The sequence below is a fragment of the Streptomyces sp. BK79 genome (assembly GCF_044142145.1).
Classification (GTDB): Bacteria; Actinomycetota; Actinomycetes; order Streptomycetales; family Streptomycetaceae; genus Streptomyces.
This window is the reverse complement of record NZ_JBHVOC010000008.1, coordinates 30071-51283: the sequence shown is the minus strand read 5'-3', so window position 1 is coordinate 51283 and position 21213 is coordinate 30071. Positions and strand designations below refer to the sequence as shown.

Below are 21213 nucleotides of genomic sequence, written 5' to 3'. Positions count from 1 at the left end.
CCGGGGCGTGCGAGGATCGGAGACGTACCTCACACGTGTACGCGAAGGAGCGCGCGATGGCCACCAAGCCGCCCAAGGGTGATCCGGTTCAGGACGCGCCGCGGGTCACGGAGCCCCAGCACGCGGCGGCGGGCATCCCGGCCATCGGCCACACCCTGCGCATGGCGCAGCGGCAGATGGGGGTGCGGCGGACCGCGCTGACGCTGCTGAGCGTCAACCAGAAGGACGGTTTCGACTGCCCGGGCTGCGCCTGGCCGGAGCCGGACCACCGGCACAAGGCGGAGTTCTGCGAGAACGGCGCGAAGGCCGTGGCCGAGGAGGCCACCCTGCGCCGGGTCACCCCCGAGTTCTTCGCCGCGCACCCCGTGGCCGACCTCGCCACGCGCAGCGGCTACTGGCTGGGCCAGCAGGGGCGGCTCACGCACCCGATGTACCTCCCGGAGGGCGGCGAGCGCTACGAGCCCGTCACCTGGGAGCGCGCCTTCGACATCGTCGCCCAGGAGATCGCCGCGCTGGACTCCCCCGACGAGGCGGTCTTCTACACCTCCGGGCGCACCAGCAACGAGGCCGCGTTCCTCTACCAGCTCTTCGCGCGGGAGCTGGGCACCAACAACCTGCCGGACTGCTCCAACATGTGCCACGAGTCGTCCGGCTCGGCGCTGACCGAGACCATCGGCATCGGCAAGGGCAGCGTCCTGCTGGAGGACCTGCACAAGTCCGACCTGATCATCGTGGCCGGGCAGAACCCGGGCAGCAACCACCCGCGCATGCTCTCCGCCCTGGAGCGGGCCAAGGCGAACGGCGCGAGGATCATCAGCGTCAACCCGCTCCCCGAAGCGGGCCTGGAGCGCTTCAAGAACCCGCAGACCCCCAAGGGGCTCACCGCGGGCGCCGCGCTCACCGACCTGTTCCTCCAGATCCGCATCGGCGGCGACCAGGCCCTCTTCCGCCTCCTCAACAAGCTGATCCTCGACACCGAGGGCGCGGTCGACCGGGCCTTCGTCGAGGAACACACCCACGGCTTCGAGGAGTTCGCCGAGGCGGCCCGCGCCGCCGACTGGGACGAGACGCTCGCGGCGACCGGCCTCACCCGCGCGCAGATCGAGGAAGCGCTGCGCCTGGTGCTCGCCTCGAAGCGCACCATCGTGTGCTGGGCGATGGGCCTGACCCAGCACAAGCACTCCGTGCCCACCATCCGCGAGGTCGTGAACTTCCTCCTCCTGCGCGGCAACATCGGCCGGCCGGGCGCGGGCGTCTGCCCGGTGCGCGGCCACTCCAACGTGCAGGGCGACCGCACGATGGGCATCTTCGAGCGCCCCGCGCCCGCCTTCCTGGACGCCCTGGAGAAGGAGTTCGGCTTCGCCCCGCCGCGCGAGCACGGCTACGACGTCGTACGGGCCATCCGCGCCCTGCGCGACGGCGAGGCGAAGGTCTTCTTCGCCATGGGCGGCAACTTCGTCTCCGCCTCCCCCGACACGGAGGTCACCGAGGCGGCCATGCGCCGTGCCCGCCTCACCGTGCACGTGTCGACGAAACTGAACCGCTCGCACGCCGTCACGGGCACGCGGGCGCTGATCCTGCCGACGCTGGGCCGCACCGAACGCGACCTCCAGAAGAGCGGGGAGCAGTTCGTCACCGTCGAGGACTCCATGGGCATGGTGCACGCCTCGCACGGGCGGCTGGAGCCCGCGAGCCGGCAGCTGCTGTCCGAGCCGGCCATCGTGTGCCGTCTGGCGCGCCGGGTGCTCGGGGCGGACAGCAAGGTGCCGTGGGAGGAGTTCGAGAAGGACTACGCGACGATCCGCGACCGCATCGGGCGCGTGATCCCGGGCTTCGAGGACTTCAACGCGCGCGTGGCCGACCCCGGCGGCTTCGCCCTCCCCCACGCCCCGCGCGACGAGCGCCGCTTCCCGACGGCCACCGGCAAGGCCAACTTTACCGCCGCGCCGGTCGAGTGCCCCGAACTGCCCGAGGGGCGGCTGCTGCTCCAGACGCTGCGCTCGCACGACCAGTACAACACCACGATCTACGGCCTGGACGACCGCTACCGGGGGATCAGGAACGGCCGCCGGGTCGTCCTGGTCAACCCGGAGGACGCCCGGCGGCTGGACGTCCGGGACGGGTCGTACGTCGACCTGGTCGGCGAGTGGAAGGACGGGGTGGAGCGGCGGGCGCCCGGCTTCCGCGTGGTGCTCTACCCGACGGCCCGGGGCTGCGCGGCGGCGTACTACCCGGAGACCAACGTCCTGGTGCCGCTGGACGCCACCGCGGACACCAGCAACACCCCGGCCAGCAAGTCCGTCGTCGTCCGTCTGGAACAATCGGCGACCGACTGAGCGTTTGCTCAGCCAGTCGGCGGGGCCTGTCGGGCCGGCCGGCGGATCGGACAGACGGACGGAACGACGAAACGGAGCCGGGCCCATGGGCGAGCAGCAGCAGGTGCAGTTCCCGCAGGAGGTCATCGACGAGTACGCCGCGCTCGGTGTGGACCTGCCCGCGCTCTTCTCCGCCGGGCACCTCGGGACGCGCATGGGCGTCCAGGTCGTCCAGGCGTCGGCGGACCGGGTGGTCGGCACGATGCCGGTCGAGGGCAACACCCAGCCGTACGGGCTGCTGCACGGCGGCGCCTCGGCGGTGCTGGCCGAGACCCTCGGGTCGGTCGGGGCCATGCTGCACGGCGGCGCCTCCAAGATCGCCGTCGGCGTCGACCTGAACTGCACCCACCACCGCGGGGCCCGCTCCGGCCTGGTCACCGGGGTGGCCACGCCGGTGCACCGGGGCCGGTCCACGGCGACGTACGAGATCGTGATCAGCGACGAGCAGGACCGGCGCGTGTGCACCGCCCGGCTCACCTGTCTGCTGCGGGACGTGAACCCGGGTGACGCGGCACAGGCGGGCGCGGCCGGCTGAGCGTCGGCCGGACGACCCGCGCGGCGGCGGCCTGAGCGGCACTCGGCCGCTCACGGCATTGCTCCCGGCCACCCGGCGCCCTAGCTTCAGGACATGGGACGGGGAAGGGCCCCCTGGCCGGGGGCGGCGACTCGGCGATTCCGGCGCACGCCCACGTGGCGCGCATCCGCACGGCGCACGCCCACGCGGCGCACACCTGCATGGCACACACCCGCATGGCGCACGCCCGTGCGGCTCACACATACGCGGGGCTCGCGGACTCGACGCGCTCCCGCGCCGATCCCGCGCGCGCTGACCCTGGCGACCCTCGCCTGCTCCCTCTCCCTGGCGACTGCCTGCGGCACCTCCGGCCCCGACGGGCCCGGTTCACCCGCCGCCTCCCGGGAGACCGCGGCGGCAACGACCCGACAGCCGCTCTCGCCGGCCGACTTGTGCGTCACCGCCGTCCAGTACTGGGCTCGCGAGATCATGGACGGCGCCACCCCCTACGGCGACTACCAGTCGATGGGCCTGTCCAACCGTCAGTACGACGTCCTGCGTGAGGTCGTGGCCGCGGCGAGGACCGCGCGGCGCGAGCAAGGGAGCGCCGCGGCCGAGAGGCTGATCGCCCATCAGGCGCGCGAGACCTGCGCCGACCGGTACCGCGACGGCGGGCCGGCCGACGGCCCGTGGCGGTGAGCGGCACCGGCCCCGTCGAGCCGGGCGAGGGCACCCACGCCTCGGACGCCCCGCACGCCCTTCGGCGCTCCGCCCGGCGGCGGGGCCGGCCGGCCCGGTTCTACGGCCGGCACCGCCGAGCGGTCCTCACGGCTGCCGCTGCCGCCGTGGTCCTGGGAGGCGGGAGCTACCTGATCGCCACTCGACCGCAGCCCCCTCCCCCCTCCCCTCCGCCCCACCCCTCCCAAGCGGTCGACCTCGACTACCTGCACCCGGTGCCCGGCCCCGGCGGCGACGAGGCCGGCGACCTCAGCTTCGCGGTGCGGCTGAGCGTGCGGTCCGGCCCGCCCGTCACCGTGACCCGGCTCGACCAGCCGTACGACGGCATTTCGATGACTTCGTCCCCCGCGGCGCCTTTCCAGACAAAGGCGCATTCCACCCGCAAGATCACCGTCACGCTCCGGGTGACGGAATGCGCGAAAGCACCGCGGAACCTCGCACTCCCTTTCCTGCACGTAACACTGCGTAATACACGCGCAATACAAGCCCACAGTTTCATCCTGGGGACGCGCTACGCACAGGACCTCTCACAGGCCCTGGAGGTCGCCTGCAGCAACGATTCCCGGTAATCACCAAAACAGCCCAGACGCCTGAACACGCATCGCCGGTCCTGCGGGTTCTCAGTATGTGGACAGGGCGAATCGGCCTGAATTCCGCCCTTCTTCCCAGCCAGTACCGCTCTGCATTACCCCGTGTCATAACAAGAGCGTCACAGCATGAGTCAGACCCTCCTCCACGTTCCCCACACACGCTTAGAGTCACGGCCAGTCACCGCGCCGCCGTCCGATTGTCATCTCGGCCCCGCGCTCGACTCGGCCGCCTCCACGGGGAAGCGGCTGTGCCAGGGAAAGGACTGACTCGTGCGTCAACGTTCGCTCATCGCCATCACCGCCGCTCTGGCGGCGGGAGCGCTCACCCTCACCGCCTGCGGCTCGCGCGACGACGACGGCGGCTCGGACTCCGGCAACGGCGGCGGCGGTGGCACCACCGTCGTCATCGGCGTCGACGCCCCGCTGACCGGCGACCTGTCCGCGCTGGGCCTCGGCATCAAGAACTCGGTGGACCTCGCGGCGAAGACCGCCAACAAGGACAACTACGTCGAGGGCATCAAGTTCGAGATAGAGGCCCTCGACGACCAGGGCCAGCCCTCCGTGGGCCAGCAGAACGCCACCAAGCTCGTCGCCAACGACGACGTCCTCGGTGTCGTCGGCCCGCTGAACTCCTCGGTCGGCGAGTCCATGCAGAAGGTCTTCGACACGGCCAAGCTGGTCGAGGTCTCCCCGGCCAACACCAACCCCGCCCTCACCCAGGGCGTGGACTGGCAGAAGGAAAAGGTCCGGCCCTACAAGTCGTACTTCCGCACCGCGACCACGGACGCCATCCAGGGCCCGTTCGCCGCGCAGTACGTCTACAACGACTCCAAGAAGAAGAAGGTCTTCGTCATCGACGACAAGAAGACCTACGGCGCCGGTCTGGCCGCCACCTTCACCGAGGAGTTCAAGAAGCTCGGCGGCAAGGTCGTCGGCACCGAGCACATCAACCCGGACACCAAGGACTTCAACGCGGTCGCCACCAAGGTCAAGAACTCCGGCGCCGACGTCGTCTACTACGGCGGCGAGTACCCGCAGGCCGGCCCGCTGAGCAAGCAGATCAAGGCCGCCGGCGCCAAGATCCCGGTGGTCGGCGGCGACGGCATCTACAGCGCCGACTTCATCAAGCTCGCCGGCGCCAGCGGCACCGGTGACCTCGCGACCTCCGTCGGTGCCCCGGTCGAGGAACTTCCCTCCGCCAAGGAGTTCGTCGCCAACTACAAGGCCGCCGGTTACAAGGACGCCTACGAGGCGTACGGCGGTTACTCCTACGACTCCGCCTGGGCGATCATCGAGGCCGTCAAGAAGGTCGTCGAGGACAACGACGGGAAGCTCCCCGACGACGCCCGCGCCAAGGTCGTGGACGCCATGCAGAACGTCTCCTTCGACGGTGTGACCGGCAAGGTCTCCTTCGACGAGTTCGGTGACGCGACGAACAAGCAGCTCACCGTGTACGCCGTCGAGAACGGTGCCTGGAAGTCGGTGAAGTCCGGCACCTACACCGGCTGACCCACCTCCGCATCACTGATCACGTGATCACGAGCCGCGCGGGGCGCTGTTCCACAGGCGCCCCGCGCGGACTCACATCCGGCCACATTCGTCGATAGTTCCGAAAGTCTCGGAGGACATGCGGTGAACGAACTGCCGCAGCAGCTGGTCAACGGCCTGCTACTGGGATCCATGTACGGGCTGGTCGCCATCGGCTACACGATGGTCTATGGCATCGTCCAGCTCATCAACTTCGCCCACGGCGAGATCTTCATGACCGGCGCCTTCGGCGCGCTCACGGTCTATCTGTACATCCTGCCCGACGGCACCTCCATGCTGATCGCCCTGCCGCTCATGCTCATCGGCGCCATGATGGTCTCCGTCACCGTGGCGGTCGGGGCGGAACGGTTCGCCTACCGCCCCTTGCGCGGCGCACCCCGTCTCGCGCCCCTCATCACCGCCATCGGGCTCTCCCTCGCCCTCCAGCAGGCGGTGTGGGCCTGGTACCCCGGCGCCAAGTCGAAGATCAGCTTCCCGCAGATCGACGGCGGACCGTTCCACATCGGCAGTGTCACCATCCAGACCGGCGACATCTTCCTGCTGATCGCGGCCCCGGTCAGCATGGCCATCCTCGCCTTCTTCGTGATGCGCACCCGCACCGGACGCGGCATGCAGGCCACCGCGCAGGACCCGGACACCGCCAAGCTGATGGGTGTCAACACGGACCGCATCATCGTGGTCGCCTTCGCCCTCGGTGCCGTCTTCGCCGCCGTCGGAGCCGTCGCCAACGGCCTGAAGTACGGCGACATCGACTTCCGCATGGGCTTCATCCTCGGCCTCAAGGCCTTCACCGCCGCCGTCCTCGGCGGCATCGGCAACATCTACGGCGCCATGATCGGCGGCGTCGTCCTCGGTGTCGCCGAGACCCTGGCCACCGCCTTCATCGCCGACGTGCCCGGCCTGGAGAAGCTCGGCAGCCAGTCCTGGGCCGACGTCTGGGCCTTCATCCTCCTCATCCTCGTGCTGCTGTTCAGGCCACAGGGCCTGCTCGGCGAACGCGTTGCGGACAGGGCGTGACACCGATGACCACACAGACCACCGCTCCGAAGACGGCCGGCGCCTCCGCCGCGGCCGACACCACCGGCCTCATCGGCATACCCGCGCCCATCGGCCGCGCCCTCGCCACCGGCGGCGGCGTCCTCACCGTCGTCTCCACGTTCCTCGCCTGGACCTGGACCTCCGAGTTCCCCGGCGACCTCACCGTCTACGGCTACCCGGGCGGCCTCCAGGTGCTGGTGCTGGTCGCCGGCGCCCTCACCACCCTGTTCGGCCTCGCCTCGTACGGCGTCAAGGGACTGCGCTGGCTGGTCCCCGCCGGCGCCGACGCGGCGCTCAAGTTCGCCGCCCTCGCCGCCTTCGCGACCACCTGGTACACCATCATCGCGATCAGCGCCCAGCTCGGCGGCCTGGTCAACCTGGAGCCCGGCGGCTACGTCGCCGCGGCCGCCACCCTGACCGCCCTCCTCGGTTCCCTCGCGCTCCCCTTCGAGCGCCCCGAACCGGACCCGATCGACCCCGACGACACCGGCTGGGAGCAGTTCAAGCACACCACCTCCCACAACTGGCAGACCGTCAAGGCGGCCTTCGCCACCGGCACCCCGCGCCCCGTGCGCGCACTGCCCTCCTACGTCGAGATCCTGATCATCGCCGCGATCCTCGCGATCGCCCTGCTCGTCTTCACCTACGGCATCGGCACCGAGTACGACGAACTCTTCGTCGGCTTCCTGATCGTCGCCGGGCTCGGCTTCGCCGCCGTGCACCGGGCCGGCCTGATCGCCCAGGCCACCGAGGTCACCTCCCGGCACCAGAACATCACCGTCTGCGGCGCGTTCATCGCGGCGGCCTGCTTCCCCTTCACGCAGTCCGACGACCAGTACGCCACCCTCGGCGTCTACATCCTCATCTTCGCCACGGTCGCCCTGGGCCTGAACATCGTCGTCGGCCTCGCGGGCCTCCTCGACCTCGGTTACGTCGCCTTCCTCGGCGTCGGCGCCTACGCGGCCGCACTGGTCTCCGGGTCGCCCAGCTCGCCGTTCGACGTGCACTTCCCCTTCTGGGCCGCGGTCCTCGTCGGTGCCCTCGCGTCGCTGATCTTCGGTGTACTGATCGGCGCCCCGACCCTGCGGCTGCGCGGCGACTACCTCGCCATCGTGACCCTCGGCTTCGGCGAGATCTTCCGCATCACCGCCAACAACCTGGACGGCACCTCCGGACCGGACCTCACCAACGGCTCCAACGGCGTCTCGTCCATCCCGGACCTCAAGATCCTCGGTCTGGACCTCGGCGTACAGCACGACATCGGCGGCTTCACCATCGGCCGCTTCGCCAACTACTTCTTCCTGATGCTGATCATCACGGCCGTCGTCGTCCTCGTCTTCCGGCGCAGCGGCGACTCCCGCATCGGCCGGGCCTGGGTCGCCATCCGCGAGGACGAGACCGCCGCCCTGGCCATGGGCATCAACGGCTTCCGCGTCAAGCTCATCGCGTTCGCCGTCGGCGCCACCCTCGCCGGCCTGGCCGGCACCGTACAGGCGCACGTGACCTACACCGTCACCCCGGAGCAGTACCTCTTCGCGGGCACCACCCCGCCCAACTCCGCCTTCCTGCTCGCCGCGGTCGTGCTCGGCGGCATGGGCACCATCGCGGGCCCGCTCATCGGCGCCTCGCTGCTCTTCCTGATCCCCAACAAGCTCCAGTTCCTCGGCGACTACCAGCTCTTCGCCTTCGGACTCGCGCTCGTCCTGCTCATGCGCTTCCGTCCCGAGGGCCTCATCGCCAACCGGCGCCGCAAGCTGGAATTCCACGAAGAGGCCGAAGCGCCCACCACCCTGAGCAAGACAGGGGCCTGACCACCATGACCACCGACACCACCACCAAGGACACCACCCCGGGCACCCCCGCCCCCGGCACCACGGTCCTCGACGCGCGCGGCGTCACCATGCGCTTCGGCGGTCTGACCGCCGTCAACGGCGTCGACCTCACCGTCAACAGCGGCGAGATCGTCGGCCTCATCGGCCCCAACGGCGCCGGCAAGACCACCTTCTTCAACTGCCTGACCGGCCTCTACATCCCCACCGAGGGCGAGGTCCGCTACAAGGGCCGGGTCCTGCCGGCCAAGTCCTTCAAGGTGACGGCCGCCGGCATCGCCCGGACGTTCCAGAACATCCGCCTGTTCGGCAACATGACGGTCCTGGAGAACGTCCTCGTCGGCCGCCACACCCGCACCAAGGAGGGCTTCTGGTCGGCCGTCCTGCGCGGCCCCGGCTTCCACAAGGCGGAGGCCGCCTCCCGCGAACGCGCCACGGAACTCCTGGAGTTCGTCGGCCTCGCCGAGAAGGCCGACCACCTCGCGCGCAACCTCCCCTACGGCGAGCAGCGCAAGCTCGAGATCGCCCGCGCCCTCGCCAGCGAGCCCGGCCTGCTGCTCCTGGACGAGCCGACGGCCGGCATGAACCCGCAGGAGACCCGCGCCACCGAGGAACTCGTCTTCGCCATCCGCGACATGGGCATCGCCGTCCTCGTCATCGAGCACGACATGCGCTTCATCTTCAACCTCTGCGACCGCGTCGCCGTCCTCGTGCAGGGCCAGAAGCTCGTCGAGGGCGACAGCGCGACCGTGCAGGGCGACGAGCGGGTCGTCGCCGCCTACCTCGGCGAGCCCCTCGCCGACGACCCCGGCGCGGCGGAGGCCGCCGAGGTGGAGGCCGCCGAGGCCGCCCAGGCCTCCGAGGCCGACACCACCGAGGACACCGCGGCCGGCAAGGAGAACGACCGATGACCGCACTGCTCGAGGTCGAGGACCTCCGCGTCGCCTACGGCAAGATCGAGGCCGTCAAGGGCATCTCGTTCAAGGTCGACGCCGGCGAGGTGGTCACCCTCATCGGCACCAACGGCGCCGGCAAGACCACCACCCTGCGCACCCTCTCCGGCCTCCTCAAGCCGGTCGGCGGACAGATCAAGTTCGGCGGCAGGTCGCTCAAGAAGATCCCCGCGCACCAGATCGTGTCCCTGGGGCTCGCCCACTCCCCCGAGGGGCGGCACATCTTCCCGCGCATGACGATCGAGGACAACCTGCGCCTCGGCGCCTTCCTGCGCAGCGACAAGCCGGGCATCGAGAAGGACATCCAGCGCGCCTACGACCTGTTCCCGATCCTCGGCGAACGGCGGAAGCAGGCCGCGGGCACCCTGTCCGGCGGTGAGCAGCAGATGCTCGCGATGGGCCGCGCCCTGATGTCCCAGCCCAAGCTGCTCATGCTCGACGAGCCCTCCATGGGCCTCTCCCCGATCATGATGCAGAAGATCATGGCGACCATCGCCGAGCTGAAGTCCCAGGGCACCACCATCCTGCTCGTCGAGCAGAACGCCCAGGCCGCCCTGTCCCTGGCCGACCACGGCCATGTCATGGAGGTCGGCAACATCGTCCTGTCCGGCAGCGGACAGGACCTCCTCCACGACGAGTCGGTCCGCAAGGCCTACCTCGGCGAGGACTGACCCGACGCCGCTACGACGAGGCCCGCGCCCCCACATCGGGGGCGCGGGCCTCGGTCGTCCCGTACTCAGCCCTTGGACGCCTTCTTCTCCTCGGCGTCCTGGATGACCGCCTCGGCGACCTGCTGCATCGACATCCGCCGGTCCATCGACGTCTTCTGGATCCACCGGAAGGCGGCCGGCTCGGTCAGGCCGTACTCCGTCTGGAGCACCGACTTGGCCCGGTCCACCAGCTTCCGCGTCTCCAGCCGCTGGCTGAGGTCGGCGACCTCCTTCTCCAGCTCCTTCAGCTCCGTGAACCGCGAGACGGCCATCTCGATCGCCGGTACGACGTCGCTCTTGCTGAACGGCTTCACCAGGTACGCCATCGCCCCGGCGTCCCGCGCCCGCTCCACGAGGTCGCGCTGCGAGAACGCGGTCAGCATCAGCACCGGCGCGATGGACTCCTCGGCGATCTTCTCGGCCGCGGAGATGCCGTCCAGCTTGGGCATCTTCACGTCCAGGATCACGAGGTCGGGCTTGTGCTCGCGGGCCAGCTCCACGGCCTGCTCCCCGTCACCGGCCTCGCCGACGACGGAGTACCCCTCCTCCTCCAGCATCTCTTTGAGGTCCAGCCGAATCAGGGCCTCGTCCTCGGCGATGACGACTCGGGTCGTCAGCGGAGGCACGTGCGACTTGTCGTCGTCGTTCACGTCGGCGGGCTGGGGCGACTCGGGGGCGGTCACGTGGGCGCTCCTTGTTCCGGGGCAGGCGGTACTGCTGCTGAGAGCCTACCTAGCTGCGGCGGCCTGGGGGGAACCGGTACACTCCTCAAGGCTGACTGGCCGGGTTGGCGGAACTGGCATACGCGGATGTCTCAAACACATCTGTTCGAAAGGACATACGGGTTCGAGTCCCGTACCCGGCACTTCAAGCGGAGGATCACATTCGCGTGATCCTCCGCTTTTCCGTGCGCGATGCGACGGCGCCTAACGCAGTGTGGCCTCATGGAACAGCACAGCCCTTCGGTCCGCGCACGCGCTGTCGCACTCATGAATCAAGGCGTCCCCAATCGCCTGGTCGCCACGCAGCTCAACGTCCCGCGAGGGACCGTGGGCTGGTGGCGCAGCGAGGACCGTAAAGCGCGCGGGGCAGTGTACGAGCACCCGACCGACTGCCCCCTGTGCACAGACCGTGACTTCGACGAGATCGCCTACGCCTACTTGCTAGGTCTCTACCTCGGCGACGGCCACATCGTCTCCAAGCCGGGCCAGCATCACCTGTCGATCTTCTGCGATGCCACACAGGTCGGTTTGATCGCCTTGGCGGAAGAGAGCATGCGCAAGGTCATGCCACTGCCCAGTGTCAGTCAGCGCCTCAAACCGGGGTGCGTCGAGGTCAAGTCCTACACCAAGCACTGGTGCTGCATGTTCCCCCAGCACGGCCCCGGCAAGAAGCACGAGCGCAAGATCGCTCTGGAGCCCTGGCAACAGGTGATCGTCAAAGCTCACCCATGGGAGTTCATCCGAGGCCTGATCCACTCCGACGGCTGCCGCATCACCAACTGGACGACGAAGATCGTCGGCGGCGTACGGAAACGCTACGAGTATCCGCGCTACTTCTTCTCAAACAAGTCGGACGACATCCGTAAGCTCTTCACGGACACCCTCGACAAGGTCGGCGTCGAGTGGACCACCCTCGCGCGCGGCAGCGATCCCTTCAACATCTCCGTAGCCCGCAAAGCCTCCGTAGCCCTCATGGACGCCCACGTCGGTCCCAAGTACTGACGACCGCCCTACCGGGGACTGTCGTCCTCCCCGATGTGGTGGACCCGCACCAGGTTGGTCGTCCCCGACACCCCCGGCGGTGAGCCGGCCGTGATGACCACGACGTCGCCCTTCTCGCAGCGGCCGTAGCGCAGGAGCAGTTCGTCCACCTGGTCGACCATCGCGTCCGTGGAGTCGACGTGGGGGCCGAGGAAGGTCTCCACGCCCCAGGTCAGGCTGAGCTGTGAGCGCGTCGCCGGCTCCGGGGTGAAGGCGAGCAGCGGGATGGGTGAGCGGTAGCGGGAGAGGCGGCGGACGGTGTCGCCGGACTGGGTGAAGGCGACCAGGAACTTCGCGCCGAGGAAGTCGCCGATCTCCGCCGCCGCGCGGGCGACGGCGCCGCCCTGGGTGCGGGGCTTGTTGCGCTCGGTCAGCGGGGGCAGGCCCTTGGCCAGGATGTCCTCCTCCGCGGCCTCGACGATCTTGGCCATCGTGCGCACCGTGTCGACCGCGTGCTTGCCGACGCTGGTCTCGCCGGACAGCATCACCGCGTCGGTGCCGTCGATGACCGCGTTGGCGACGTCGGACGCCTCCGCGCGGGTCGGACGGGCGTTGTCGATCATCGAGTCGAGCATCTGGGTGGCGACGATGACCGGCTTGGCGTTGCGCTTCGCCAGTTTGATCGCGCGCTTCTGGACGATCGGCACCTGCTCCAGGGGCATTTCGACGCCCAGGTCGCCGCGGGCGACCATGATGCCGTCGAAGGCGTCGACGATGTCCTCGATGTTCTCGACGGCCTGGGGCTTCTCGACCTTGGCGATGACGGGGAGCCGTCGGCCTTCCTCGTCCATGATGCGGTGGACGTCGAGGACGTCGCGTCCGCTGCGGACGAAGGAGAGGGCGACGACGTCGAAGCCGCTGCGCAGGGCCCAGCGCAGGTCGTCCTCGTCCTTCTTGGAGAGCGCGGGGACGGAGACGGCGACGCCGGGGAGGTTGAGGCCCTTGTGGTCGGAGACCATGCCGCCTTCGACGACGGTGGTGCGGACCCGGGGGCCGTCGACGCCGGTGACTTGCAGGCAGACCTTGCCGTCGTCGACGAGGACGCGCTCGCCGGGGGTGACGTCGGTGGCGAGGCCGGCGTAGGTGGTGCCGCAGAGGTGGCGGTCGCCTTCGACGCCCTCTTCGACGGTGATGGTGAAGGTGTCGCCGCGTTCAAGCAGTACGGGGCCTTCGGCGAAGCGGCCGAGCCGGATCTTCGGACCCTGAAGGTCGGCGAGGGCGCCCACGCTGCGGCCGGTCTCGTCGGACGCCTTCCGGACCCGGCGGTAGCGCTCCTCGTGTTCGGCGTGGGTGCCGTGGCTGAAATTGAAACGGGCGATGTCCATTCCGGCGTCGACCAGGGCCTTGATCTGGTCGTACGAATCGGTGGCGGGCCCAAGGGTGCAGACGATTTTCGCTCGGCGCATGAGTCGAGCCTATGACTTACCCGCCGGTAGCGAATTGGCCGCGCATGACTACCCAACCACCGTTGGATGAAAGGTTATTGACAAGTGTTGAATTGTGCGATGGTCCGCTCCGATGAGCATTTCGCGCGGTTCTTATCTCGCCTTTCGGGCATATGAGCGATCGCCTGTTGACACGTGCCGTGATCACGAAGGAATCTACGCGCGTTGCCGATGACGTGTCGCCAAGGGGAGTCAGCCATGCCGTTGAACCGCCGGAAGTTCCTGAGCAGGTCAGCCGTGACGGGGGCGGGGGTGGCGCTGGTCGGCGCGGCGGCGGCTCCGGCGGCCGAGGCGGCCCCCGCTCCCCGGGGCCGCCGGAAGCCGAAGCGGTACGCGCTGACCGTGCTGGGCACCACCGACCTGCACGGACACGTCTTCAACTGGGACTACTTCAAGGACGCCGAGTACACGGACACGGCGGGCAACGCGCAGGGCCTGGCCCGCGTCTCCACGCTGATCGACCAGGTCCGCGAGGAGAAGGGCCGCCACAACACCCTGCTGCTGGACGCGGGCGACACCATCCAGGGCACCCCGCTGACGTACTACTACGCGAAGGTGGACCCGATCACCGCCGAGGGCGGTCCGGTGCACCCGATGGCGCAGGCGATGAACGCGATCGGGTACGACGCCGTGGCGCTCGGCAATCACGAGTTCAACTACGGCATCGAGACGCTGCGCAGGTTCGAGGAGCAGTGCGACTTCCCGCTGCTCGGGGCGAACGCGGTCGACGCGAAGACCCTGAAGCCCGCCTTCCCGCCGTACTTCATGAAGACGTTCCGGGTGAAGGGCGCGCCGCCGGTGAAGGTGGCGGTGCTGGGGCTGACCAATCCGGGCATCGCGATCTGGGACAAGGCGTACGTGCAGGGGAAGCTCGCCTTCCCGGGTCTTGAGGAGCAGGCGGCCAAGTGGGTGCCGAAGCTGCGTTCGATGGGCGCGGACGTGGTGGTCGTCTCGGCGCACTCCGGGTCGTCCGGCACGTCGTCCTACGGTGACCAGCTTCCGTACGTGGAGAACGCGGCGGCCGATGTGGCGAGGTTGGTGCCGGGGATCGACGCGATCCTCGTGGGGCACGCGCACCAGGAGATCGCGGAGCTGAAGGTCGTCAACGAGGAGACCGGGAGGACCGTCGTGCTGTCGGAGCCGCTGTGCTACGCCGAGCGGCTGACCCTGTTCGACTTCGAGCTGGTATTCGAGCGGGGGCGCTGGCAGGTCGAGTCGGTCAGGGCGTCCCTGCGCAACACCAACACGGTCGCCGACGACCCGCGGATCACCCGGCTGCTGTCGGACGAGCACGCGAAGGTCGTGGCGTACGTCAACCAGGTCGTCGGCACCGCCACCGAGACGCTGACGACGGTGGAGGCCCGGTACAAGGACGCCCCGATCATCGACCTGATCACCAGGGTGCAGGAGGACGTGGTCAGGGAGGCGCTGGCCGGTACGGAGTACGCCTCGCTGCCCGTGCTGGCGCAGGCGTCGCCGTTCTCGCGGACCTCCGAGATCCCGGCCGGGGACGTGACGATCCGGGATCTGTCGAGCCTGTACGTGTACGACAACACGCTGGTGGCCAAGCTGATGACGGGTGCCCAGCTGCGGGCGTACCTGGAGTACTCGGCGGAGTACTACGTGCGGACGGCGGCCGGTGCGCCGGTGGACGTGGCGAAGCTGACGAACGCGAACGGCCGGCCGGACTACAACTACGACTACGTGTCGGGGCTGACGTACGAGATCGACATCGCGCGGGCGCCCGGTTCGCGGATCAGGAACCTCGCGCACGGCGGTGCCCCGCTGGCCGACGACGCGCGCTTCGTGCTGGCGGTGAACAACTACCGGGCCAACGGCGGCGGCGCCTTCCCGCACGTGGCGTCGGCCAAGGAGCTGTGGTCGGAGTCGACGGAGATCCGCACGCGGATCGCCGAGTGGGTGACGGCGAAGGGCGTGCTGGACCCGCGGGACTTCGCGTCCGTGGACTGGTCGCTGACGCGCGAGGGCACTCCGGTGTTCTGAGCCCGCGCCGAGGGCCGTGGCCTCAGATTCCCTCCACCAGCGGGGTGAGCGTGCGGTTCTCGCGCGCGGAGGGGATCTGGGGCCGGCCGTCCTGAAGGCCGAAGGTGGTGAAGGCGGTGCGGCGCGGGAGCGGGTACGGCTCCCGTCCCGTCAGGTCGTTGAGGATGGTCGCGCTGCGCCAGGCGGCGAGGCCGAGGTCGGGCGCGCCGACCCCGTGGGTGTGCGTCTCGGCGTTCTGGACGTAGACCTTGCCGGTGACGGAGGGGTCGAGGACGAGGCGGAAGCGGTCGTCGACGCGGGGGCGTTCGTGGCTGTCGCGCCGCATGTAGGGGTCGAGACCGGCCAGGACGCGGTCGAGGGGGCGTTCGCGGTAGCCGGTGGCGAGGACGACGGCGTCGGTGGTGAGGCGGGAGCGGGTCTTCTGCTGGGCGTGTTCCAGGTGCAGTTCGACCTGGGTGGTGGCGATGCGGCCGGCCGTGCGGACGTGGACGCCGGGGGTGAGGACGGTGTCGGGCCAGCCGCCGTCGAGGGTGCGGCGGTAGAGCTCGTCGTGGATGGCGGCGGTGGTGTCGGCGTCGATGCCCTTGTGCAGTTGCCACTGCCCGGCGACGAGGCGGTCGCGGACCGGTTCGGCGAGGGCGTGGAAGTAGCGGGTGTAGTCGGGGGTGAAGTGCTCCAGGCCGAGTTTGGAGTACTCCATGGGCGCGAAGGCCTCGGTGCGGCCGAGCCAGTGGAGCTGCTCGCGGCCGGCGGGGCGGTGGCGGAGCAGGTCGAGGAAGATCTCGGCGCCGGACTGGCCGGTGCCGATGACGGTGACGTGTCCGGCGGCGAGCAGTGTGTCGCGGTGGTCGAGGTAGTCGGCGGCGTGGACGACGGGGACGCCGGGGGCGTCGACGAGGGGCCTGAGCGGGTCGGGGACGTGGGGTTCGGTGCCGACGCCGAGGACGACGTTGCGGGTGTACGTGCGGCCGAGGGCCTCGGCCTCTCCGCCGGGGTCGAGCTGGGTGTAGTCGACCTCGAAGAGGGCGCGTTCGGGGTTCCAGCGGACGGCGTCGACCTGGTGGTGGAAGCGGAGGGAGGGCAGGCCCTCGGCGACCCAGCGGCAGTAGGCGTCGTACTCGGCGCGCTGGATGTGGAAGCGTTCGGCGAAGTAGAAGGGGAAGAGGCGTTCGCGTGCCCTGAGGTGGTTGAGGAAGGTCCAGGGGCTGGCCGGGTCGGCGAGGGTGACCAGGTCGGCGAGGAAGGGCACCTGGACGCGGGCGCCGTCGATGAGCAGGCCGGGGTGCCAGTGGAAGGCGGGGCGCTGGTCGTAGAAGACGGCGGCGAGGCCGGTCAGGGGGTCGGCGAGCGCGGCGAGGGAGAGGTTGAAGGGGCCGATGCCGATGCCGACGAGGTCGCGGGGGGCGTCGGGCGCGGGGTCGGGGGCGGCGTTCATCGGGGGGTGTGTCCTTCCAGGGTGGCTTCGACGAGGGTCAGGAGGGCGGCCAGGTCGGCGGGCCGGGTGTGGGGGTTGAGGAGGGTCGCCTTGAGCCAGAGCCGGCCGTCGGCGCGGGCACGGCCGAGGACGGCGCTCCCGCCGGTGAGCAGGGCGCGGCGTACGGCGGCGACGGCGTCGTCGGTGGCGTGCGCGGGCCGGAACAGGACCGTGCTGATGGTGGGCGGTGCGTGCAGGGTGAAGCCGGGATGCTCCTCGACGAGGGCGGCGAAGTCCCGGGCGAGGGCGCAGACCGCGTCGACGAGGTCGCCCAGTCCGGTCCGGCCGAGGGTCTTCAGGGTGACGGCGATCTTGAGGATGTCGGGGCGGCGGCTGGTGCGCGGGGAGCGGCCGAGGAGGTCGGGGAGTCCGGCGTCGGTGTCGTCGTCGGCGTTGAGGTAGTCGGCGCGGTGGTGGAGGGCGGCGAGGTCGCCGGGGTCCTTGACGGTGAGGAGGCCGGCGGCGATGGGCTGCCAGCCGAGCTTGTGCAGGTCGAGGGCGACGGTGTGGGCGGCCTCCAGCCCCGCCAGTTTCGCGCGGTGCCGGTCGCTGAGGAGCAGGCCCCCGCCGTAGGCGGCGTCCACGTGGAGGCGGGCGCCGTGGGCGGCGCAGCGGGCGGCGATCTCGGGCAGCGGGTCGATGCGGCCGGTGTCGGTGGTGCCGGCGGTGGCGACGACGAGGTGCGGACCGGGGACGCGGGCGAGGGCCTCGTCGAGGGCGGCGGGGTCCAGGGTGCCGGCCGGTGCGGGGACGGTGACGGGGTCGGGCAGTCCCAGCAGCCAGGCGGCGCGGGGCACCGAGTGGTGGGCGTTCGCGCCGTGGACGAGGCGCAGTCCCGCGCCGTGCGTCTCGCGGGCGAGCAGCACGGCGAGCTGGTTGGACTCGGTGCCGCCGGTGGTGACGAGGGCGTCGGCGGCGCCGGCCTCTCGGGCCAGGGCTCGGGTGACGAGGGTTTCCAGCGCGGAGGCGGCGGGTGCCTGGTCCCAGGAGTCGAGGGACGGGTTGAGGGCGCCGGCGGCGAGGTCGGCGGCGGTGGCGACGGCGAGCGGCGGGCCGTGCAGGTGGGCGGCGCACCGGGGGTGGGCGGGGTCGGCGGCGCCCTCGGCGAGCGCGGCGACCAGGGTGTGGAGCGCTTCCGGGTCGCCCCGGTCGGGGAGGATCTCGCCGGCCGCGGCCGCCGTCCGGGCGGTGACGGCGTCGGGGCCGCCGGCGGGCAGCGGTCCCCCGCGGGCGGCGGTTCCGGTGCGCAGGGCGTCGAGGACGGTGTCGAGCAGGGGCCGGAGGTTCTCGGGGCCGTGCGGGCCCGAGGCGAGGGGCGGCAGGCCCATGGGCGGTCCTCCGGGCGCGATCGTCGGGGCGGCACGCGGCGCCTCGGCGAGGGGCGGCGGCCGGGTGCCGGGCGGCGGCTTCCAGCTTGGACGCGGAGGCGCGCGTTCGCCCGGACAGCCCATCGATCACACCCGAAAGGGGTATGTGCGCGGCGGACCCCCAGGGGGTCGGCCGGACCCCGAAGGCCGACCGGATCCCGAGGGTCGGCCGGTCCGCGAAGACCGATCGGACCCCGAGGGTCGGCCGGTCCCCGAAGGCGACCGGACCCCGAAGGCCGGCCGGACCCGAAGGAACGGGGAACCGGCCGGCCCGGGAATCCGCGGAATCAGCGGGTGTCCGCCTCCCGCACCCGCAGGGCGCGGGCCAGGTCGTCGAGCTGGTCGGCGAGTTTGCGGCGCAGCGCGGGGATCGGGGCGGCGTCGGTCAGGCACTCCTGGCCCAGGCGCAGGTTGTCGGCGTCGACGGCGTGGACGGGGAAGGCCCAGCGGCCGGCCGCCTCGGCGATGGCGGGGCCGCGCCGGGCGGCGACGGCGACGGCTTCGGCGTAGTAGCGCGGTACGTAGTCCCGTACGAGGTCGGCCTGTTCGGGCTGCCAGAACCCCTGGGCGGTGGCGGTGAACAGGTAGTTGGAGAGGTCGTCGCCGGCGAACATGGCCTCCCAGGCGCGGCTCTTGGCCTCGGTGTCGGGCAGCGCGGCGCGGCAGCGGGCGGCGCCCTCCTGGCCGGTGGCGCTGGGGTCGTTCGCGAGTTCGGCGGCGATGGCGGCCTCGTCGGCGGCGCCGAGGACGGAGAGGCGGGTGAGGATGCGCCAGCGCAGCTCGGGGTCGAGTTCCGGGCCGCCGGGGACGGTGCCGTCGGCGAGCCAGGCGGCGATGGTGTCGGGGTGGGCGGCGGTGGCGATGCGGTGGCGTACGGCGATCAGGCGCAGCCCGGGGTGGTCGCCGTCCTCGGTGCGGCGGATGAGGTCGCGGCACAGGTCGGTGAGGGTGGCGAGGGCGGCGGGCCGCTGCTCGGGGGTGACGTAGCGGTCGGCGACCTGGACGGCGGCGAAGGCGAGGACGCCGTCGACGAGGGCGAGGTCGGTCTCGTACGGGAGGTGGGCGCGGGCGATGTCCAGGTAGGCGCCGGCGGGGAGTTCGCCGTCGCGGACGGCGTCGCGGAGGGCGTTCCAGACGACCGCGCGGGTGAGCGGGTCGGGCAGGCCGGACAGGCCGGTGCGCAGGGCCTGGAAGGACTCGGCGTCGAAGCGGACCTTGGCGTAGCTCAGGTCGCCGTCGTTGAGGACGACGAGGGCGGGGCGCTTGCCGATGGGCCGGGGCTCGGACTGGGGGACGTCGAGGTCGAGGCGCTCGCGCAGGGTGAGGCGGCCCTCGTCGGTGAGGTCCTGGTCGTAGAGACCGGCTGCGACGCGGTGGGGGCGGGTGCCGGTGCGGTCGACGGTGAGGGCGCGGGTGCCGTTCTCGCCGGTGACGCGCGGGGTGAGGGTGTCGACGCCGGTGGTGCGCAGCCAGGCGTCGGCCCAGGCGTGGACGTCGCGGTCGGTGGCGGCGGCGAGGGAGTCGATGAAGTCGGCGAGGGTGGCGTTGGCGAACTTGTGCCGGTCGATGTGGGTGTTGATGCCGGCGAGGAAGTCCTTCTCGCCGAGCCAGGCGACGAGCTGGCGCAGGGCGGAGGCGCCCTTGGCGTAGGAGATGCCGTCGAAGTTGAGCAGGGCCGAGGCGGTGTCCTCGACGTTCTCGGGGGCGACGGGGTGGGTGGAGGGGCGCTGGTCGGCGTCGTAGCCCCAGGGTTTGCGGGTGACGCCGAAGTCGGTCCAGGTGTCGGTGAACCGGGTCGCCTCGGCGGTGGTCTGGTAGCCCATGTACTCGGCGAAGGACTCGTTCAGCCAGATGTCGTCCCACCAGCGGAGGGTGACGAGGTCGCCGAACCACATGTGGGCCATCTCGTGGGCGATGACCATGGCGCGGGTCTGCCGCTCGGTGTCGGTGACGGCGGACCGGAAGACGAACTCGTCGCGGAAGGTGACCAGGCCCGGGTTCTCCATGGCGCCGGCGTTGAACTCGGGGACGAACGCCTGGTCGTAGGAGTCGAAGGGGTAGGGCTCGGTGAACTTCTCGTGGTAGCGGTCGAAGCAGTCGCGGGTGACCTCGAGGAGTTCGTCGGCGTCGGCGTCCAGGTACGGGGCGAGCGAGCGGCGGCAGTGGATGCCGAAGGGCAGGCCGCGGTGTTCGGTGCGCACCGAGTGCCAGGGGCCGGCGGCGACGGCGACGAGGTAGGTGGAGATCAGAGGGGTGGTCGCGGCCTTCCAGTGGCCGTCGCCGGTGTGTTCGGTGACGCCGTTGGCGAGGACGGTCCAGCCCTGGGGGGCGGTGACGGCGAGATCGAAGACGGCTTTCAGGTCGGGCTGGTCGAAGGCGGCGAAGACGCGCTGGACGTCGTCGAGGAAGAGCTGGGTGTAGACGTAGGTCTCGCCGTCGGTGGGGTCGGTGAAGCGGTGCATGCCCTCGCCGGTGCGGGAGTAGCGCATGGCCGCCTCGACGCGCAGCTCGTGCTCGCCGGGGGCGAGGTCCTTCAGCGCCAGCCGGTTGCCGGCCAGGCCGGCCGGGTCGAGGGAGTGTCCGTCCAGGGTGACGCTGCGCAGCTCGGCGGGCTTGACCTCGACGAAGGTGTCCGTGCTGTCCGTCTCGCGGACGGTGAACCGGATGACGGTACGGGAGTCGAAGGTCTCGTCCCCACGGGTCAGATCGAGGTCGATCGCGTAGTGGTGGACGTCGAGGAGCCGGGCACGGGTCTGCGCTTCGTCGCGCGTCAGTACGGACATGCAGGCCATGCTGCCTGATGGTGTGGGCAGGGCACAGAGGCGGATCGGTACGCGGAGTTTGTCCGGCCCCGTTCCGGGGCAC

The 21213-nt window shown here is 70.7% G+C and carries 16 protein-coding genes and 1 tRNA gene; 12 read left to right on the top strand and 5 right to left on the bottom strand.

Annotation, left to right across the window (positions count from 1 at the left end; genetic code table 11):
- The first annotated feature begins 56 nt into the window (after positions 1-56).
- The 9 genes from ACFIF2_RS11870 (at position 57) to ACFIF2_RS11830 (ending at position 10256) form a co-directional block, all read left to right on the top strand.
- On the top strand, positions 57-2336 hold the full coding sequence (locus tag ACFIF2_RS11870; RefSeq protein ID WP_395572547.1) for an FdhF/YdeP family oxidoreductase: 2280 nt from the start codon (positions 57-59) through the stop codon (positions 2334-2336).
- A gap of 85 nt (positions 2337-2421) precedes the next feature.
- Positions 2422-2910, top strand: coding sequence for a PaaI family thioesterase (locus ACFIF2_RS11865; RefSeq protein WP_395572546.1), 489 nt, complete (start codon positions 2422-2424; stop codon positions 2908-2910).
- A gap of 228 nt (positions 2911-3138) precedes the next feature.
- The gene (locus ACFIF2_RS11860; protein WP_395572545.1) at positions 3139-3588 is read left to right on the top strand and encodes a hypothetical protein; all 450 of its coding nucleotides are present in this window, start codon (positions 3139-3141) and stop codon (positions 3586-3588) included.
- The gene (locus ACFIF2_RS11855; RefSeq protein WP_395572544.1) at positions 3585-4196 is read left to right on the top strand and encodes a Tat pathway signal sequence domain protein; all 612 of its coding nucleotides are present in this window, start codon (positions 3585-3587) and stop codon (positions 4194-4196) included. Before ACFIF2_RS11860 ends, ACFIF2_RS11855 begins: the two co-directional genes overlap by 4 nt.
- A 291-nt stretch (positions 4197-4487) precedes the next feature.
- Entirely contained in the window at positions 4488-5726 is a 1239-nt protein-coding gene (locus tag ACFIF2_RS11850) for a branched-chain amino acid ABC transporter substrate-binding protein (RefSeq protein ID WP_395572543.1), read from the top strand.
- A gap of 123 nt (positions 5727-5849) precedes the next feature.
- The gene (locus tag ACFIF2_RS11845) at positions 5850-6782 is read left to right on the top strand and encodes a branched-chain amino acid ABC transporter permease (RefSeq protein WP_395572542.1); all 933 of its coding nucleotides are present in this window, start codon (positions 5850-5852) and stop codon (positions 6780-6782) included.
- Positions 6783-6787: 5 nt separating this feature from the next.
- A complete protein-coding gene (locus ACFIF2_RS11840) occupies positions 6788-8614 on the top strand; it encodes a branched-chain amino acid ABC transporter permease (RefSeq protein WP_395572541.1) in 1827 nt (608 codons plus the stop codon).
- A gap of 5 nt (positions 8615-8619) precedes the next feature.
- Entirely contained in the window at positions 8620-9543 is a 924-nt protein-coding gene (locus tag ACFIF2_RS11835; RefSeq protein WP_395572540.1) for an ABC transporter ATP-binding protein, read from the top strand.
- Positions 9540-10256, top strand: coding sequence for an ABC transporter ATP-binding protein (locus ACFIF2_RS11830; protein WP_395572539.1), 717 nt, complete (start codon positions 9540-9542; stop codon positions 10254-10256). The genes ACFIF2_RS11835 and ACFIF2_RS11830 overlap by 4 nt, the downstream gene beginning before the upstream one ends.
- Before the next feature lie 65 nt (positions 10257-10321).
- Here the strand turns inward: ACFIF2_RS11830 and ACFIF2_RS11825 are convergent, their stop codons facing one another.
- On the bottom strand, positions 10322-10978 hold the full coding sequence (locus ACFIF2_RS11825; protein ID WP_395572538.1) for an ANTAR domain-containing response regulator: 657 nt from the start codon (positions 10976-10978) through the stop codon (positions 10322-10324).
- 98 nt (positions 10979-11076) lie between these two features.
- Here ACFIF2_RS11825 and ACFIF2_RS11820 point away from each other — a divergent pair.
- Positions 11077-11160 (top strand) — tRNA-Leu (locus ACFIF2_RS11820).
- Positions 11161-11239: 79 nt separating this feature from the next.
- Positions 11240-12019, top strand: a complete 780-nt coding sequence (locus ACFIF2_RS11815) for a helix-turn-helix domain-containing protein (RefSeq protein ID WP_395572537.1) — start codon at positions 11240-11242, stop codon at positions 12017-12019.
- Positions 12020-12027: 8 nt separating this feature from the next.
- Here ACFIF2_RS11815 and pyk read toward each other — a convergent pair whose 3' ends face one another.
- Positions 12028-13464: a pyruvate kinase gene (pyk, locus tag ACFIF2_RS11810; protein ID WP_395572536.1), complete on the bottom strand. Its 1437-nt coding sequence runs from the start codon at positions 13462-13464 to the stop codon at positions 12028-12030.
- 237 nt (positions 13465-13701) lie between these two features.
- Here pyk and ACFIF2_RS11805 point away from each other — a divergent pair, with 237 nt between their 5' ends.
- Positions 13702-15507 (top strand): bifunctional metallophosphatase/5'-nucleotidase, encoded by a 1806-nt coding sequence (locus ACFIF2_RS11805; protein WP_395572535.1) that lies wholly within the window; start codon positions 13702-13704, stop codon positions 15505-15507.
- Positions 15508-15529: 22 nt separating this feature from the next.
- On the opposite strand, the gene ACFIF2_RS11800 is transcribed toward ACFIF2_RS11805, so the two are convergent.
- The 3 genes from ACFIF2_RS11800 to pepN form a co-directional block, all read right to left on the bottom strand.
- Complete coding sequence (locus ACFIF2_RS11800) at positions 15530-16942, bottom strand: lysine N(6)-hydroxylase/L-ornithine N(5)-oxygenase family protein (protein ID WP_395572534.1); 1413 nt, start codon at positions 16940-16942, stop codon at positions 15530-15532.
- Entirely contained in the window at positions 16939-18309 is a 1371-nt protein-coding gene (locus ACFIF2_RS11795; RefSeq protein WP_395572533.1) for a pyridoxal phosphate-dependent decarboxylase family protein, read from the bottom strand. Before ACFIF2_RS11795 ends, ACFIF2_RS11800 begins: the two co-directional genes overlap by 4 nt.
- A gap of 326 nt (positions 18310-18635) precedes the next feature.
- Positions 18636-21131, bottom strand: a complete 2496-nt coding sequence (gene pepN, locus ACFIF2_RS11790) for an aminopeptidase N (RefSeq protein WP_395572531.1) — start codon at positions 21129-21131, stop codon at positions 18636-18638.
- Between the last annotated feature and the right edge of the window lie 82 nt (positions 21132-21213).

What these genes read in the sequence shown, in the direction of transcription:
- ACFIF2_RS11800 (WP_395572534.1), bottom strand. Translation starts at nt 16,942, where the DNA reads ATGAACGCCGCCCCCGACCCCGCGCCCGACGCCCCCCGCGACCTCGTC.
- pyk (WP_395572536.1), bottom strand. Translation starts at nt 13,464, where the DNA reads ATGCGCCGAGCGAAAATCGTCTGCACCCTTGGGCCCGCCACCGATTCG.
- ACFIF2_RS11805 (WP_395572535.1), top strand. Translation starts at nt 13,702, where the DNA reads ATGCCGTTGAACCGCCGGAAGTTCCTGAGCAGGTCAGCCGTGACGGGG.
- ACFIF2_RS11870 (WP_395572547.1), top strand. Translation starts at nt 57, where the DNA reads ATGGCCACCAAGCCGCCCAAGGGTGATCCGGTTCAGGACGCGCCGCGG.
- ACFIF2_RS11865 (WP_395572546.1), top strand. Translation starts at nt 2,422, where the DNA reads ATGGGCGAGCAGCAGCAGGTGCAGTTCCCGCAGGAGGTCATCGACGAG.
- ACFIF2_RS11795 (WP_395572533.1), bottom strand. Translation starts at nt 18,309, where the DNA reads ATGGGCCTGCCGCCCCTCGCCTCGGGCCCGCACGGCCCCGAGAACCTC.
- ACFIF2_RS11835 (WP_395572540.1), top strand. Translation starts at nt 8,620, where the DNA reads ATGACCACCGACACCACCACCAAGGACACCACCCCGGGCACCCCCGCC.
- ACFIF2_RS11840 (WP_395572541.1), top strand. Translation starts at nt 6,788, where the DNA reads ATGACCACACAGACCACCGCTCCGAAGACGGCCGGCGCCTCCGCCGCG.
- ACFIF2_RS11815 (WP_395572537.1), top strand. Translation starts at nt 11,240, where the DNA reads ATGGAACAGCACAGCCCTTCGGTCCGCGCACGCGCTGTCGCACTCATG.
- pepN (WP_395572531.1), bottom strand. Translation starts at nt 21,131, where the DNA reads ATGTCCGTACTGACGCGCGACGAAGCGCAGACCCGTGCCCGGCTCCTC.
- ACFIF2_RS11830 (WP_395572539.1), top strand. Translation starts at nt 9,540, where the DNA reads ATGACCGCACTGCTCGAGGTCGAGGACCTCCGCGTCGCCTACGGCAAG.